We start from the raw sequence: 15,969 nt of genomic DNA on the forward strand, positions 1-15,969 counted from the left end.
GTGACTGAATGTACAATTGGAAAGCGATTATAACCCTGATGTTAAGTGGTGGCCTGTTTGCTTGTTCGACGACGACTCAAGTTCCTGTCGAGCCAGAGCAAAAGCCTCAAATCGAACAACCTGTTGTTGATGATTCTTCGAAGGGTGAGACTGAAGCAACGGAAGGCGAGAAAGTAACTGAACCTACAGAAAAGTCTGAAGAAGTAAAACCAGTAGAGCCAGCGGAACCTGAGGTAAAACCTGCACCTGTTGAAAAGCCAGTAGAGAAGGCTAGAAAGACAAGTGATGGTAAATTGATCCTTGGTGAAGAAGAGTGGGTTTTTGTTCCTGGTCTTAAAGAAGCATTTAAAGCTCGTGTCGATACCGGTGCGACGACGTCATCAATCAGTGCAGTCGATATTGTCGATTTCGAACGTGACGGCAAAGATTGGGTTAAATTTAAGATTGAACATGATGGCATCACAACGGAAGAGGTGAGCTTACCTGTAGAACGTTGGGTGAAGATCAAGCAATCAAGTGCTGAAGGCACACAACGACGTGCTGTTGTTGTCGCTTCAATTCAAATCGGCGATCTAAAAGACAAGACTGAGTTTACGTTAGCAGACCGAACGCATCTTTCTTTCCCACTTCTACTAGGAAGAAGCTTCTTTAGAGATGTTGCGGTAGTAGATGTAAGCCAAAAATACGTTCAAAAGAAAATTACTAAGTAACGGTACGTCTCCTCCTCAAGGCTTCTAGTCTTGAAGAGAGATAGCTTTAAAAGCGATCAGCTTAGAACATTTTTAGTATCGATAAATAGAATCCCTGTCAGTTCAACTGGTGGGGATTTTTCTATTTACACGTTAATAACGTATGAAAAGCATCTAAATGGTCTATGTTTACCATTCGTTTACTGTTTAGCCTCGACAACGTGATCGAGATCTCTATATAATCCGCGCTTCGATTTTTGTTTAATCCATACTTTCGTACTTCTTATTTAGGTTATTGAAATAGTCTAATAATTATCTGTCAGTACACGCTTAGGAATTAGTTCTTTGATATCTACCGCGAACATCACAATGCAATTTGGCGCAGAGCCGCTGTTTGAAAACATCTCTGCTAAATTTGGTAACGGCAACCGCTACGGTTTGATCGGCGCTAATGGTTGCGGCAAATCAACGTTCATGAAAATCCTAAGTGGTGCATTAACGCCAAGCTCGGGTAACGTTTCTATCACTCCGGGAGAAAAACTGGGTGTTTTGAGCCAAGATCAGTTCGCGTTCGAACAGTACAGCGTTATCGACGTTGTGATCATGGGCGACAGAAAGTTGTGGGAAGTAAAACAAGAACGTGACCGCATTTACTCTTTGCCAGAAATGAGTGAAGACGATGGCATGAAAGTCGCTGAGCTTGAAAGCGAATTCGCGGAAATGGATGGCTACACAGCAGAAAGCCGTGCAGGTGACATCCTGATCCAAGCGGGTATTGAAGAAGAGTTTCACTTCGGCCTGATGCAACAAGTTGCTCCGGGTTGGAAACTGCGTGTGCTATTGGCACAGGCACTGTTCGCAAACCCAGATATCCTGCTTCTTGATGAACCAACCAACAACTTGGACATTCACACGATTAACTGGCTTGCTGAAGAGCTAAACCAGCGTAAATGTACAATGATCATCATTTCGCACGATAGACACTTCCTGAACTCTGTATGTACGCATATGGCAGATATCGACTACGGCGAGCTTCGTGTTTACCCAGGTAACTACGAGTACTTCCTAGAAGCGTCTGGTTTGATTCGTGACCAACTTCTAGCGAACAATGCTAAGAAAGCGGCTGAGATCAGCGAACTGCAAGACTTTGTAAACCGTTTTGGTGCGAACGCATCTAAAGCGAAACAAGCAAGTTCTCGTGCTAAGAAAATGGACAAGATCACGCTTGATGAAGTGAAATCTTCGAGCCGTATGAGCCCATCAATTGATTTTGGTGAAGGCAAGAAACTACACCGTCAAGCACTTGAACTTAAAGAACTTGGTCACGGCTTCGATGGCGAAACATTGTTTGCTGGTGGCAACTTGCTGCTTGAAGCGGGTACACGTCTTGCCGTTATCGGTGAGAACGGTGTGGGTAAAACCACGTTGCTACGTTGCCTAGTTCAAGAGCTAGAGCAAAACGAAGGCATCGTTAAATGGTCTGAAAACGCATCTGTAGGTTACTGCCCACAAGACAGCACAACAGACTTCGACAATGATTTGAGCATCTTCGATTGGATCTCACAATGGCGCACAGCGAAGCACGATGACCTTATGGTACGTGGCATTTTGGGCCGTCTATTGTTTACTGCTGATGATGCAAACAAGAAAGCACGTAACTGTTCTGGTGGTGAGAAAAACCGTCTGTTATTCGGCAAGCTAATGATGCAAGACATCAACGTACTTGTTATGGACGAACCAACCAACCACATGGACATGGAAGCAATCCAAGCTCTTAACGATGCGCTTAAGGTTTACACCGGCACGCTTATCTTCGTAAGTCATGACCGTGAGTTTGTTTCTTCACTAGCTAACCACATCATCGATGTGAAAGACCAACAGCTAGTAAGCTTCCAAGGTACTTATGAAGAGTACCTAGACCACCAGAAAAAGATGCTGATGGTTAACTTATAATCGTGTTGATTAGCTGCTAAGTAACTCGGTATATAAATAGCTCTGTATACAAACAAATTGCTCTGTATATAAACTAAGTCACGCACAGCTAATCTGATACGAACATAAAGAAAGCCCCCGAACACAATAGTGGTCGGGGGCTTTTTGTTTGGGCTGCGTTTATAAGCGACGACAGCTAGAATCTAATCACCACAATTAGTATTTGAACAGTTGAACTTGGGTATTCAATTGTTGGGCGATACAGCGCAGCTCTTCAGATAGGTGGCGAGAGTTGTCAGCTTCAGTCGACATGTTATCTGACACGTCATTAACCAACTGAATATTCTTACTTACTTCACCGGTTACGGTTCTTTGCTCGGAAGCCGCATTTGAAATTTGTGACGCCATATCTGAGATCTGTTGAATCGACGTCGCAATCTCTTCTAGTGCAGTCGTGGCGTTGTTTGCATCGTCGACACTGGATTGTGCCAAGTCTTGGCTACGTTGCATTGATTCCACTGCACTGACGCTGTTTTTCTGAAGAGTTTCAATCATTTCACGAATCTCGTCAGTAGAGCTGTGAGTACGTTGAGAAAGAACTCGAACTTCGTCTGCGACAACCGCAAATCCACGGCCCTGTTCACCAGCACGTGCAGCTTCAATGGCGGCATTCAGAGCGAGTAGGTTAGTTTGCTCTGCGATATCTGAAATTGTTGCCAATATCGCATTGATATCCAGTGCATTCTTCTCAACTTCTTGAATGATCCCTGAAGCGTTTTCTACCTGTTGAGCAAGGTTAGTGATCGAATCTTGGTTACGAATGATCACTTGCTTGCCTTGTTCACAGTTTTCGGTCGATCCAATCGCTGAATCTGCCGTCATCTGTGCATTGTTTGCCACTTCTTCTGCCGTTGCCGACATTTCGTGTACCGCCGTGGCGATTTGCGAGATCTCGTGAAGTTGAACCGACAAGCCTTCACTGGTCTGACGCGCAACATTGGTACTGACCTCAGATTGCTGATTAAGCTGATGAGAAGAGTCTGCAATATCACGCACGATCTCTTGTAGCTTAGCGATGAACGCGTTGACGTGGTGCGCAAGCGTGCCGATCTCGTCTTTGCTATTCACGGTAATACGCTGTGTTAAGTCGCCATCACCTTTAGACAGTGCTTCCATAGCTGAGCTTAACGTCGTTAATGGCGCAAGTGCTTTCTTGATAATGAACATCGCAACAAATGCGATAACGGCAAGTTGCATTAGGCCAAAGATCGCCGATTGACGCAGTAACGAGCGGTAAGAGGCAAAAGATTTGGTTTTATCGATAACGACCGTGAAATACCAATCGGTGTGTGGGACTTTTTTTGCCGAGAGTAGAGATTCAGCGCCATCAATCATTAGCTCTTCAAATGCTGGGTCTCGAGCAAGCGATTGGATCTTATGCGCAGAAAGGTTACTTGAAATGTTAGAAACCGACTTAAGGGTTAGGTTGCGGTCTCTATGGGCAACGATATTGCCTTTGCCGTCGACAAGAAATGCATAAACGCCAGGTTGCTCGATGTTCACCACATCTTTGATCAAGGTGGTGAGGTTAAGGTCTGCGCCGATGACACCAGAGTAACCGTTGGTGCTAAAAGGGCTCGCGATGGTTACCACAAGGTCATTCGTTGCCACATCAACGTAAGGTTCGGTGACCACGGTTTGCCCCGTTGCCATTGGTTTTTTGTACCAATCACGGGTGCGAGGGTCGTAGCCTTGAGGAACCGGCAAATCAACACCTTGTAGAAAGCGGCCATCAGAAAGACCAGCATAAGCGATCTGGAATTGACCTGCGTTGGTGCTTTGTGTGAAGTAACTGGTTGGGTCGTCTGTGTATTTAAATGCATCTTTGGCTGCGTTTACCACGTTGATCCGTCCTGCGACCCATTTCTCAATACCAGAAACATTGGCATTGGTAAGGGTTGTCGAATACTGCTGGATAGAGCGGTACGTTTCGTTAAGAAGTTGCTTCCCAGTTATGTATGTCTGAATCATTGTCATCGCGAAAATAACGACAACAAACATCAATGTTAATTTGTTCTTGATTGAAATGTTGCTAACACCCATTTTCGGTACTTCACTCTATTTGAATTTCTGGAGAGGGTATCAGTACGCCATACTATCGTAAAGTGGTTTTATCAATCAGAACCTATTGATAAATTCATCATATGAAAGGAACGTTAAAACAGAGAGTTAGAGAGGCTGTTGATCGCGAAGATCTTTGGTTTTTGTATCAAACAGAGAGATGTAAAACTGGGCGAAACGAAAGGGTTTTTAAGGCTAACCAGTGTTAGAACCGATTAGCCTTGAGGTCTAACATAGTAAGTTAATGAATTAGATATCAATTGCTTACTATGATTTAAGCATCGAATGGTTTATTAGAAACCGAATCGAGCCGACATTAAGATTTGGTGGCCGTAAGTGCCGTTGTTTCGCATATCAAGGCCAACAGAAAGTTGATCCGTAGAATGGAAACGTGCACCAACACCAACAATTGAACGCGTATCGTCATTGTCGATCAGTTGACCTAGACGTGCGTTAACTTCTACGTTTGCCATTAACCATGCTCTTAAACCGATGTTGATCTCAGTTTTGATGTGGTTGTCGTCATTACGTTCAATGTTGTGCAGTAGCATTTGGCCAGTAACGTCAGCAAATTGACTAATTGGACCGTTAAATCCCATACCTACAGCCGCATCCCAATCGCTTTCAAATTCAGAATCGATACGTGCAACGAAGTGTGAGTTCTGGGTGAACATTGTCGTGACTTCACCACCGAAAGTACTAGGGCTCGTACCCATGCGCAGCTCGAATGTGTTGTAGTTAAAGTTGTTTGCAGACGCAGAGAATGAACACAGTGCAGCTAACCCCAGAAGGACAGTCTTGTTTGTGCGACCTAGCATGGTGACTCCATATAAATTGTATTTTTCGGCAGTATATACAAAAAAGCCTGCAATATGCAGGCCAATTTATTGAAGCTCGTTATTTAAAGCGAGATGTTTGAGATTTGAAGCTTACAAAACTTGGATATGGTCAACTTCGATCTCAGGTGTCTTGCCACCTTCATACTCACCGAAGATACGTACTTTAGTATCAGCAGTGAGCGGTTGTGCTAGGTGGATGTCGTCATCTAGCTCAATTTGAATTTCGCTCTGGCCGTCAGAGAAGATAAATGTGTCATTCTTAAGCTGACGAACAATCTTGCCGTCTACAATCGCGTCCTGCTCTGAGAACATGCTTGTATCTGCAAGCAGTGTAGCAACAGAAACGGTTTCGATCGGTCCTGTGTAAGCAATAGGGCTCTCGTGCTTGCTGTTGCCGCTCTTGTTGTTGTGGTCACCAGCCATTGCGAAAGTAGGAGCAAGAATAATAGTGGTTGCGATAGCTAATACAGTTTTTTTCATGATGAATTCCTTAATGTTGTTTTTAGTAGAAACGTTGTTCTGAATTTGAAACATTTCTTTTCGTTAGTGAGTTTGTCGTTGATACGCTTATTTTGTTTGTAAGCTTTGTTTCGATGGAGCTATTAAACAACACTAGGGTTGAATCCAGAGTGAGTAAGGTATTCATTTTCCATTCATTTTATTGAGCATCTACTCGGCAATGACGTTAAGATGGAGGAAGAGAAATATTGCCCATAGCTAAAAATTGAATATTAAGAAATTAAAATATTAAGGATTGAAGTACAGATGCGAGCACCATTAAGCGCCCTTATGGTTCAAGGGACAACGTCAGATGCCGGGAAAAGTGTTTTGGTGGCAGGTTTATGCCGTGTATTGGCCAGAAAAGGCATCAAAGTGGCACCCTTTAAGCCACAAAACATGGCTTTAAACAGTGCAGTGACAAAAGATGGTGGCGAAATTGGTCGCGCGCAAGCGGTTCAGGCACAAGCTTGTAATATCGAACCTTCCGTTCACATGAACCCTGTATTGTTGAAACCGAACTCAGACACGGGCGCTCAAGTCATCCTTCAAGGCCGAGCGATCAGTAATATGGAAGCGACCGGCTACCACGATTATAAAAAAGTCGCGATGAATACGGTGATCGATTCATTCGACCGACTTTCTGCTGAATACGAAAGTGTCATGATCGAAGGCGCGGGCAGTCCCGCTGAAATCAACTTACGTGAAAATGACATCGCTAACATGGGATTTGCTGAGAAAGCGGACATCCCTGTGATTATCGTGGCGGATATCGACCGTGGCGGCGTGTTTGCGCACCTCTACGGCACATTGGCACTATTATCTGAATCTGAACAAGCTCGCGTAAAAGGTTTTGTGATTAATCGCTTTAGAGGCGATATTGCGCTGCTTCAATCTGGCCTTGATTGGCTAGAAGAGAAAACCGGCAAGCCAGTGATTGGTGTCTTGCCATACCTGCATGGTTTTAACCTTGAAGCGGAAGATGCCATCACTTCAGCCCAAGAGTCTGACGGAGAAGCTAAACTTAAAGTCGTGGTGCCTGTTCTAACCCGAATCAGCAACCACACAGACTTTGATGCGCTAAGGCTCAATCCATCCATTGATTTACGTTATGTAGGCAAAGGCGAGCGTGTAAACAACGCGGATTTGATTATCTTGCCGGGTACAAAATCAGTAAGAGCCGATCTGGATTACTTAAAAGAGCAAGGCTGGGACAAAGATATTCAGCGTCACTTACGTTTAGGCGGCAAGGTGATGGGTATTTGTGGCGGTTACCAGATGCTAGGAAAAATCATCCACGATCCGGATGGAGTTGAGAGTGAACCCGGCAGCAGTGAAGGGTTAGGGTATCTCGATACTGAAACGACCTTAACGCAACAGAAAACCTTAACTAACGTGCGCGGTACCATGACGCTGGATGGAAAATCAGCACAAGTAAAAGGTTATGAAATTCACGTAGGTAGGACTGATGTCAATGAAACGGCCTTACCGGTTCAGTTAGAATCAGGCAGCCTTGATGGTGCTGTGAATCAAGAAAACTCGATTTTTGGTACTTACCTGCATGGCGTATTCGATAACAGTGATGCGTTATCGCTTATTTGCGAATGGGCAGGAGCCAATGATGTAACCGCGATTGACCACGAACAACTGAAAGAGTTGGGTATTAACCGAATCGCCGATGCCATCGAAGAGCACTTAAATCTTGATCTGCTTTGGCCTGGGCTTAAAGCCTAGGTTTGAACTGGAAATATCGGTTAAGAAATCAAACGAACAACAGATAAGTGAGAACAATGAAAAAGCTAGTCACCCTTGTAACCTTGGCGTTAACGACTTCGTTGAGTTCGACTCATCTTTTGGCGGCAGAAAAGCTACGAGTTTATGCCGCTTCGTCTATGACTAACGCGGTTAATTTGTTGATGGAAGAATTTGAGAAAGAACATTCGGTCGATATTGTTCCCGTTTATGCCAGCACATCGTCATTGGTAAGACAGATTGAAAGAGGGGCGCCTGCGGACATTTTTATTTCAGCAAATGAAAAGTGGATGACGCATTTAGTCGACCGAAAATATGTTTCTAGTGACAATGTCACAAACTTGTGTGAAAACGAACTTGTGTTGATTTCCCCGAAAGAGACGTCGGTATCACTGGAACTCTCAAAGGGAGACCAATGGTCTAAACTGTTGACTAATGAACGACTTGCCGTCGGTAATACGATGTCGGTGCCTGCCGGTATCTACGCTAAGGAAGCGTTAGAAGCTCTGGGTGTTTGGGATAATGTGAGCTCTCGATTGGCACCAAGTAACAATGTTCGTATGGCATTGGCCTTGGTGGAACGCAGTGAAGCGAAGCTCGGTATTGTCTACAAAACCGACGCGTTATTATCGAAAGAAGTCGATGTTGTCGCAACGTTTCCTTCAAATCTCCACACACCAATACGTTACCCTGTAGCTAAATTGAACGACAAATTAACCACGAATGACTTCTATACTTTTCTAAACGATGAAAAGGCGAAGGACATTCTGAACAGTTTTGGTTTTGAAGCGCATTAAATGATGTTTTTATCTGAGTACGAATACCAAGCCTTAATTCTGAGCTTAAAAGTCGCTGGGTTCGCCATCTTATGGCTTATTCCCATCGGCATAGGCTTAGCGTGGCTACTTGCAAAGAAACAGTTTGTTGGCAAAAGCATAGTCGAGAGCATTGTGCACCTGCCTTTGGTGCTTCCTCCTGTGGTCATCGGTTATTTGCTGCTGGTGATGATGGGTAGACAAGGCGTTATTGGCTCATGGCTTAATGACGTGTTTGGTATCGTATTCAGCTTTAGCTGGAAGGGCGCGGCTCTCGCGTGTGTTGTTGTCGCGTTGCCACTAATGGTTCGCTCTATTCGACTGAGCTTAGAAACTGTTGATAGTAAACTTGAAGAGGCGGCAGCCACATTGGGCGCTTCGCCGATTCGTGTGTTTTTCACTATCACACTGCCTCTTATGATCCCCGGGATCATTACCGGCACTATGCTTTCTTTCGCAAGAAGCTTGGGTGAGTTTGGCGCGACGATCAGTTTCGTTTCAAATATTCCCGGTGAAACTCAGACTATCCCACTGGCCATGTATACCTTTATTGAAACCCCGGGCGCTGAAATGGAAGCGGCACGTTTGTGTATTATTTCTATCGTGATAGCGCTTGGCTCATTGATGCTATCTGAATGGCTCAATAAGAAGTCTGCACAACGACTAGGAGGCAATGCATGAGTGCTTTGATCCTCCAATATCAGCAACAGTTGGGTGAAACCTTCTTTGATATCGACTTGGAACTGCCAAGTAGTGGCATTACTGCGATCTTTGGTCGTTCTGGCGCGGGTAAAACATCACTTATCAATGCAATTAGTGGCCTTAAACAGCCAGATAAGGGCTTGATCAGCGTGTCGGGAACCACCTTGTTCGACAGTGATAAGGGCATTAACTTGCCGACTCACAAACGTAATGTCGGCTATGTATTTCAAGAGTCGCGATTGTTTCCGCACATGAAGGTGTCAGGCAATCTTAAATATGGCATCAAAGACTTCGATAAAACGCATTTCGATCAGATTGTCTCCTTGTTATCTCTCGGTTTATTACTAGACCGTTACCCAGCACGTTTGTCGGGTGGTGAGAAGCAACGCGTGGCGATTGGACGTGCTTTGCTGTCTAAGCCGAGCATTTTGTTGATGGATGAGCCTTTAGCGTCTCTCGACTTGCCTCGTAAGCGTGAAGTGATGCCGTTTTTGGAGAACTTATCTGAAACCGTACAAATTCCGATCATTTACGTGACGCACAGCCTTAACGAGATTCTACGTTTGGCCAATCATCTTGTGATCATTGAGCAAGGCAAAGTCATTTCGTCGGGTGTGACTGAGGAAGTATGGGCTTCACGAGCGATGCAGCCATGGCAATCATTCTCAGAACAAAGCTCATTGTTTGAGGGAACGTTGGCTGAGCACAATGATGATTACGCATTATCTCGTTTGAAGCTTGGCAAATCGACATCCTTGTGGGTTCAGAAGGTGTCGAGCGACATTGGGGCTGCAGTAAGGTTACAAGTTAGGGCAAATGATGTCTCTATCACGCTAGAGCAGCCGCAAGGCACTTCGATACGTAATATCCTTCCTGTGACCATTAAAAGCGTAGAGACACACCAGCAAGGCTCAAACAAGCAGAGTGTTGCGGTAGAGCTGGAGCTAGAACCTGGTTGTTACTTGTGGGCGACCATAACTTTGTGGGCGTTGGACGAACTTAATCTAGAAATTGGCCAACGTGTTTATGCGCAGATCAAAGGTGTGAGTGTTGCTCAACGAGACATCGCGGTGACACATTAGATCTGACAAGGTCAGCTTTTCGATATTGTCGTGATGCTGTCGGTTCTAGGCACTGAAAATACGATCTTGATTCCATGAATGGAGACATGCGTCATTTTTATACGGTATAACTGCCAGTTTTGCGCCACACTGTATGAGTGCAAAGTCATATTGTTTGTGCAACGACTAAACGCAACGACATATCGACGAGTAAACAGATAAGCGACGAATAGAAAAAGCAACAGGCACAAAAAAGCCGCATGTTTGAAGTAACATACGGCTTAATCATTAAGTTTTCGTTAAGCACTCAACCTAAATTTAGGTGAGATGAATGGCTTATCGGATGAAAACTTCTTTAAAATCACGCTTCAAGATAGCATCACGGCGTGCTTTCTTGATTTGCTTAGCCATGTCTTTTACACAGTTATGTAAAATTTGGTCAAGCAGTTGAGCTCGGTACTCTTCTTTTTCTTCATCAGACATGCCTTCTGGAAGTTTAAGAGTAGGGAACTCTTCCATCATGTTTACGCCAGCAAAAGCTTGGCTAACAGAGATTAGAGCGTGGAATTGCTCAAAGTTGTCCAAAACATTTTGTGCGCTTGCTGGAAGGCTGCTCCAAGTTTCACGCACTGCTTCTTCAGACACCTCATGAATAGAAGTAACCATGTTGTGCATCTCTTTAGGCACTTCATCAAATTCGATAACTTGGCGAAGCTCTGGTGAGATAGTGGTTAAATCGATTTCTTGTACTTCGTTGTTTGTAGCGTCTGACATAGTATTTCTCTTTAAAAAGAAACAATGCTAAAAAGATCTGTAAAAAAGTCAATATAATATAGAGATTAGGGCATGAATTAAGCCCAAAATTGAGCTACTTTCAATATTCAACGCTAGATAAAGGTGATGTGATGATAGAAAAGGGATCTTCGATGCGCATATTGCTGGTTGATGATGTTCAACTAGACAGGATGCAACTTGCTATTCGACTTAAGCAATTGGGACATATTGTGGAAGCGGTAGGTAGCGGTAAAGAAGCTCTAAACATCTATTCTGATTTTGATCCTGAACTCGTATTACTTGATATCAGCATGCCAGACATGGATGGTTTTGAGGTCGCGAATGAGGTTCGTAGACAATTCCCCGAATGGGTTCCCATCATATTTCTGAGTGGCCATGAAGAACCTGAAATGATCGCGAAAGCGATTGATGCAGGTGGTGATGATTACCTAATCAAACCAGTTAACAAAGTGGTGCTGAATTCAAAACTGATCGCGATGCAGCGTATTGCTCATATGAGGCGAGAGTTAAAACAAAGCACCGCCAAACTTGAAGAACTGAACATACTCCTGCAACAGCAAGCCAATGAAGATGGCTTAACAAAATTGTATAACCGTCGATATATGGATACTAAGCTTGAAGAGAGCATTGCGTGGCACGGACGACGTAATATACCCATGACTGTGATACTTCTAGATGTAGACTTTTTTAAGCCTTACAACGATAATTACGGACATATTCAAGGGGATAAGTGCTTACAAGGGCTTGCCAGTACCTTGAAGCAGCTGTTTGTTCGAGCTGGAGAGTTTGTTGGCCGTTATGGCGGTGAAGAGTTTGTTTTGGTCTTAAGTGACACGGACAGCGCTGCGGCTAAGTTACATGCGACTCGAATAAAAGAAGCATTGCATGACATGAACTATGCCCACGACCACTCAAGCGTATCTGATAGAGTGACAGCGTCACAAGGCGTGCTATCATTCGTGCCTGAAGGCGGTGAGTCGATCGCTTCTATTTATGAAAAGGTCGACCAAGCGCTTTACCAAGCAAAACAAAGCGGCAGAAATACCTTCATACTGCGCAATATTTTGGAGCTTGCAGGCTAGTTGGCGAGCTCTTCTGGATATTTGAATTTATACTTCTATTAGCGTTTGAGCTTGGAAGTACTTTAAGTGATAAGAGAAATGCCACATTCAAAGTCATTTTCTATGGCTAATACATGTTGGACACTGGTTGTCCCTGTATTCTGTTTATCTGTTCCTACCGTTGCTTCTGCAAACACGATATCTGATCTTGTTCGTAAGGAGATAGAGCGAAACTTTGCAACCAGCGTGCTTCTTAATGACACCGACGTATTCACTTTTGGTATCAATAACTTTGACCCAAATGAAGTCTTTCGTTTGGACAATGAAGAGATCGGTTCGAGTGACTCGGTAAGCCGAAGACAAAACATGGCCTCTCTCAGTCTTCCTTACACGTTCAAATTACCCGCCATTATTGAAGATAACCATCAAGAGGTGACGCTGCGTTTGTCTGCGTTGCGCACTGAGAATGAAGTCAATTATTCATCAGCGTCTGTGTCTGACCTCCAAAAAGAGACGGTCATTTCGGGGTATGTTGAGTTTTCGAATGTCGCCCAATTAGATGAATACTGGAGCTTTCATTCCGGTATTGGCAATCACATCTCATATTATCGCAATGACTACGATTATCGAGGTAATGTACCCCAGCCTCTGGTAGATGAACTTGATGGCGTTTATCTCAATACTGACGCTTGGGCTTACATCATCGAGCCTAAGATTAAATTGATCTATGAAGACAAGAATAACTGGGGTAAATACAAACTCAGTACCAGTTGGCATTATTTTAATGGTGTCGGTTGGGGAGAAGCCAATAACGGTAACATCGGCCACCCAGAAGGTTGGTATATCGCCAATGAAGCGAAGATCTTTTATGACTTAGTACGTTGGGATAAGAACATCACTTCCATGTACTCGAGCATCAAGAGAATTGATATTGGTGGAGATACTGTCGTGCCTATGGGTACAACATCATATTATGAGGGCAGCGTAGGCTGGTTGCTTAATCCAAACCTATTTAACGATTGGGTCGATAATGTTGGGATTGGGTTTACGATCAATTACGGTAGTAGCTTGAAAGGCGGGAGCTTGGTGATCTTCTTCAACCAAGACTAAGCTTCAGCCAAGACTTAGCTTCAATCAAAATAGAGTTTCTACTTGGATATAAGCTCTCTTCCAATGACTTGTTTTTCGCTATAGCGGCTAAAGCTTCTACTAAGATACAACGCTTCTTCCAAGGGCTCGTTTGTCGCTATATTGATCTAGTTTCTAATTATAGCGCTTAAAGCTTCTAGCCATAGCGTCTAGCTGTTAACGCACAGTTTATTTCGCCCAGTTTCCTTCGCTTTGTAAAGTGCATTATCGGCTAGCTTCAACACTTCTTCGGGCTGTTTGGTGGTTGTACTATCAGACAGGCCAATACTCACCGTGACATTCACCACTTCACTTGGCTTGCCATTCTTGCCGCGTTTTTGCATGCCCACTTCATGATCATCAGGGCGTTCGTGAGTATTACGAATGATCATATCGTAATTCTGGATCTCAGAAATTAGCACTTGAAGATGCTCTTTGGCTTGCTCAGTGTTCTTACCTTTGAAAATGATCGTGAACTCTTCACCACCATAACGATAAGCTTTCGCGCCACCTGTCGTTTCTCTTAATATACGCGCTACTAGCTTTAACACATCGTCGCCAATGTCATGCCCATAGGTATCATTGAATTTTTTGAAGTGATCGATATCGACCATGGCCATCGAGTATTTACGGCCTAGGTGCTTCATATCGACTTCTAATGCATGTCTGCCAGGGATGTTAGTCAGTTGGTCATTAAACGCCATATCGTGGCTAGCGGACATTACATAGACGATAATCAATATGCCTGACAAAGAGAACATGGTGCTTGAGATGTATTGGATATCAAAGAATATGAAGGTACTCGAAGACAACAAAATCGCGCTGTAGACAACGACATCGATAGAGCGGTTATAGACCAAAACCAAAATCGACGTTAGGCCCAGTAAACAAAGGCTATAGAGCACCAGAATAAAAGGCAGCTTAGAAAAGTCTCTAACGGTAAAGAGAATGCCTTCACTCCATGATTCAAAACCTCCGGCATGGAAGTGAGAAACAATAAGTTGCGCCCAGATCATGAATAGCACCACAACCAAGGCGTAAAGGAACATGGACTTTGAGTTAACCCCGTTATCAGGGAAGGCATACACCAATAAGCAAGTAACCGGCACTAAAGCGGCCAGCAGAGACAGCTCCAATAATGTGGTTCCAGTGTTTAATGGGGTTTGTAAGCGGACTTGGATGATCAAATAGGCAACGAGCATGGTGAGAGACACCATAGCCATACGACCTTGCCTGAATGTGTGGCACAGCAAAACGGCAACGCTCAATAAAATATACGGAAGGTTGCTAGCAAAACCTAAGTTTGAATCCGTCACGAGAATGACGTTGTTCATACCTACGAGTAACATTGCTAATAGAAGTAAGGGAAAGCAAAATCGAAACATGCTCGACGTTACAAAAGAAGATGCCATTTATGTGGTGAGCCTAAGTGTACTGATGATCTTATAATTTAATTTTATACGTAGGATACGGTTAAACAAGCGATTGCCAAGCTTTTTGCGTAAATCAGTGCAAAAACATAGTCATAGGTCGCTATTGGTGCAACCCTTTTTATATGTATTTGAGTTGCTATTAACCATAGAACGAACTACATAGTATATATGAGAAATTAATTAGTCGTTATAGTTAGTTAACATGCAGTTAGTAAATCTGTAGTAATGAGTAGGGTATAGTAAGGTAACAATATGTAGGTCGTTGCCAATCAGGCTAGAACACGATCTGTCGTGATAGCTACAAATGGAGGTGTAGTATGCAAATCAGTGTGGATGTACACAATTATATGGAAACGCTTGTTGGTCATGTACTGGCTACCGAGGAGTATGTGTCGAGTTATACAAGTGAGCAGCTTGCCGATCTCGCTTGCCTTGCGTTGGGCCAACTGAAACCTATCTATATCCGTTTTGATATTGATTTTCTTTCGGCATTACCGGAAGACAAATTAGTGCTCTATAAAAGAAATAGTGAGATCGCAGTCAAAAATGCAGAAAGCATGATTATTGAGGATCGAAGACGAGATCGAACGGACAATGTGCCCGTTATATTTAGTCAACACAATTTTGACGATGACGTAGAATTGCAATGGTATGAAAAGCCATTGTTGAACACTAAACAGTCGTGATAGTTTAGTGTCAGTACGGTCATTTAAGGAGTAAAAAACGTGGGATTCTTTTCTAGATTATTTGGTGGCAAAGAAAAAACCGAACAAAAAGTAGAGATTGAGCCAGTGGAATATAAAGGCTTCAATATCTATCAAGACGCCATTGCAGAATCTGGTCAGTACCGTGTGGCTGGTCGTATCGAGAAGGAAATCGACGGTGAAACTAAAACTCATCGTTTTATTCGTTCTGATGTTGTTTCAAACAAACAAGACGCCGATGAATTGATGCTTAAAAAATCGCAAATGTTCATTGACCAAATGGGCGACAATATATTTAGCTAACCAATTAGGGTTAGAATTGATGTTGGTCATAATTTAGAGAGCTTTCAGTGTATATGCTGAAAGCTCTTTTTAGTTTTAGGGATAAAGAACAGCTAGTAGGTTGTTATTAAAAGGATTATCGGCAAGTGGTTTGACC

Annotated in this window: 15 protein-coding genes; 10 read left to right on the forward strand and 5 right to left on the reverse strand. The window is 43.6% G+C overall.

Annotated features, from left to right (window positions below; all coding sequences use genetic code 11):
• The first annotated feature begins 8 nt into the window (after window positions 1–8).
• The gene (locus QUF19_RS24610; RefSeq protein ID WP_286300619.1) at window positions 9–710 is read left to right on the forward strand and encodes a putative ATP-dependent zinc protease; all 702 of its coding nucleotides are present in this window, start codon (window positions 9–11) and stop codon (window positions 708–710) included.
• A 324-nt stretch (window positions 711–1,034) separates the two neighbouring features.
• Window positions 1,035–2,642 carry an ABC-F family ATPase gene (locus QUF19_RS24615; protein ID WP_192890865.1) on the forward strand — a complete coding sequence of 536 codons (1,608 nt, stop codon included), beginning with the start codon at window positions 1,035–1,037 and terminating at the stop codon, window positions 2,640–2,642.
• 195 nt (window positions 2,643–2,837) lie between these two features.
• On the opposite strand, the gene QUF19_RS24620 is transcribed toward QUF19_RS24615, so the two are convergent.
• From QUF19_RS24620 to QUF19_RS24630, 3 genes are all read right to left on the reverse strand, one after another.
• A complete protein-coding gene (locus tag QUF19_RS24620) occupies window positions 2,838–4,724 on the reverse strand; it encodes a methyl-accepting chemotaxis protein (RefSeq protein WP_286300621.1) in 1,887 nt (628 codons plus the stop codon).
• Between the two features lie 311 nt (window positions 4,725–5,035).
• A complete protein-coding gene (locus tag QUF19_RS24625) occupies window positions 5,036–5,560 on the reverse strand; it encodes a hypothetical protein (protein ID WP_176679660.1) in 525 nt (174 codons plus the stop codon).
• A gap of 111 nt (window positions 5,561–5,671) precedes the next feature.
• Entirely contained in the window at window positions 5,672–6,061 is a 390-nt protein-coding gene (locus QUF19_RS24630) for a YgiW/YdeI family stress tolerance OB fold protein (RefSeq protein ID WP_286300624.1), read from the reverse strand.
• A 285-nt stretch (window positions 6,062–6,346) separates the two neighbouring features.
• On the opposite strand from QUF19_RS24630, the gene QUF19_RS24635 reads away from it, so the two are divergent.
• From QUF19_RS24635 to modC, 4 genes are read left to right on the forward strand one after another with little or no spacing between them, the layout of a single operon-like run.
• On the forward strand, window positions 6,347–7,813 hold the full coding sequence (locus tag QUF19_RS24635; protein ID WP_286300626.1) for a cobyric acid synthase: 1,467 nt from the start codon (window positions 6,347–6,349) through the stop codon (window positions 7,811–7,813).
• 56 nt (window positions 7,814–7,869) lie between these two features.
• Entirely contained in the window at window positions 7,870–8,628 is a 759-nt protein-coding gene (modA, locus tag QUF19_RS24640) for a molybdate ABC transporter substrate-binding protein (RefSeq protein WP_286300628.1), read from the forward strand.
• Window positions 8,629–9,327 (forward strand): molybdate ABC transporter permease subunit, encoded by a 699-nt coding sequence (gene modB / locus QUF19_RS24645; protein WP_102298714.1) that lies wholly within the window; start codon window positions 8,629–8,631, stop codon window positions 9,325–9,327.
• Window positions 9,324–10,430 (forward strand): molybdenum ABC transporter ATP-binding protein ModC, encoded by a 1,107-nt coding sequence (gene modC / locus QUF19_RS24650; protein ID WP_286300634.1) that lies wholly within the window; start codon window positions 9,324–9,326, stop codon window positions 10,428–10,430. Before modB ends, modC begins: the two co-directional genes overlap by 4 nt.
• Before the next feature lie 315 nt (window positions 10,431–10,745).
• Here the strand turns inward: modC and QUF19_RS24655 are convergent, their stop codons facing one another.
• A complete protein-coding gene (locus tag QUF19_RS24655) occupies window positions 10,746–11,183 on the reverse strand; it encodes a DUF3069 domain-containing protein (RefSeq protein ID WP_004731036.1) in 438 nt (145 codons plus the stop codon).
• Between the two features lie 152 nt (window positions 11,184–11,335).
• On the opposite strand from QUF19_RS24655, the gene QUF19_RS24660 reads away from it, so the two are divergent.
• Together QUF19_RS24660 and QUF19_RS24665 are read left to right on the forward strand one after the other, a co-directional pair.
• Window positions 11,336–12,286, forward strand: coding sequence for a GGDEF domain-containing response regulator (locus QUF19_RS24660; protein ID WP_286300647.1), 951 nt, complete (start codon window positions 11,336–11,338; stop codon window positions 12,284–12,286).
• Between the two features lie 78 nt (window positions 12,287–12,364).
• Window positions 12,365–13,375, forward strand: a complete 1,011-nt coding sequence (locus tag QUF19_RS24665; protein ID WP_102435159.1) for a Solitary outer membrane autotransporter beta-barrel domain — start codon at window positions 12,365–12,367, stop codon at window positions 13,373–13,375.
• A gap of 188 nt (window positions 13,376–13,563) precedes the next feature.
• On the opposite strand, the gene QUF19_RS24670 is transcribed toward QUF19_RS24665, so the two are convergent.
• The gene (locus QUF19_RS24670; RefSeq protein ID WP_286300653.1) at window positions 13,564–14,805 is read right to left on the reverse strand and encodes a GGDEF domain-containing protein; all 1,242 of its coding nucleotides are present in this window, start codon (window positions 14,803–14,805) and stop codon (window positions 13,564–13,566) included.
• 338 nt (window positions 14,806–15,143) lie between these two features.
• On the opposite strand from QUF19_RS24670, the gene QUF19_RS24675 reads away from it, so the two are divergent.
• Complete coding sequence (locus QUF19_RS24675) at window positions 15,144–15,512, forward strand: late competence development ComFB family protein (protein ID WP_065105775.1); 369 nt, start codon at window positions 15,144–15,146, stop codon at window positions 15,510–15,512.
• Window positions 15,513–15,551: 39 nt separating this feature from the next.
• The gene (locus QUF19_RS24680) at window positions 15,552–15,833 is read left to right on the forward strand and encodes an HlyU family transcriptional regulator (protein WP_286300658.1); all 282 of its coding nucleotides are present in this window, start codon (window positions 15,552–15,554) and stop codon (window positions 15,831–15,833) included.
• Window positions 15,834–15,969: the final 136 nt, after the last annotated feature.

It is taken from the genome of Vibrio sp. FE10, assembly GCF_030297155.1.
GTDB classification, from domain to species: Bacteria; Pseudomonadota; Gammaproteobacteria; order Enterobacterales; family Vibrionaceae; genus Vibrio; species Vibrio apostichopi.

Coding starts and splice junctions, on each gene's coding strand:
- QUF19_RS24610 (WP_286300619.1), top strand. CDS start 9: ATGTACAATTGGAAAGCGATTATAACCCTGATGTTAAGTGGTGGCCTG.
- QUF19_RS24620 (WP_286300621.1), bottom strand. CDS start 4,724: ATGGGTGTTAGCAACATTTCAATCAAGAACAAATTAACATTGATGTTT.
- QUF19_RS24625 (WP_176679660.1), bottom strand. CDS start 5,560: ATGCTAGGTCGCACAAACAAGACTGTCCTTCTGGGGTTAGCTGCACTG.
- QUF19_RS24630 (WP_286300624.1), bottom strand. CDS start 6,061: ATGAAAAAAACTGTATTAGCTATCGCAACCACTATTATTCTTGCTCCT.
- QUF19_RS24635 (WP_286300626.1), top strand. CDS start 6,347: ATGCGAGCACCATTAAGCGCCCTTATGGTTCAAGGGACAACGTCAGAT.
- modA (WP_286300628.1), top strand. CDS start 7,870: ATGAAAAAGCTAGTCACCCTTGTAACCTTGGCGTTAACGACTTCGTTG.
- modB (WP_102298714.1), top strand. CDS start 8,629: ATGATGTTTTTATCTGAGTACGAATACCAAGCCTTAATTCTGAGCTTA.
- modC (WP_286300634.1), top strand. CDS start 9,324: ATGAGTGCTTTGATCCTCCAATATCAGCAACAGTTGGGTGAAACCTTC.
- QUF19_RS24655 (WP_004731036.1), bottom strand. CDS start 11,183: ATGTCAGACGCTACAAACAACGAAGTACAAGAAATCGATTTAACCACT.
- QUF19_RS24660 (WP_286300647.1), top strand. CDS start 11,336: ATGCGCATATTGCTGGTTGATGATGTTCAACTAGACAGGATGCAACTT.
- QUF19_RS24665 (WP_102435159.1), top strand. CDS start 12,365: ATGCCACATTCAAAGTCATTTTCTATGGCTAATACATGTTGGACACTG.
- QUF19_RS24670 (WP_286300653.1), bottom strand. CDS start 14,805: ATGGCATCTTCTTTTGTAACGTCGAGCATGTTTCGATTTTGCTTTCCC.
- QUF19_RS24675 (WP_065105775.1), top strand. CDS start 15,144: ATGCAAATCAGTGTGGATGTACACAATTATATGGAAACGCTTGTTGGT.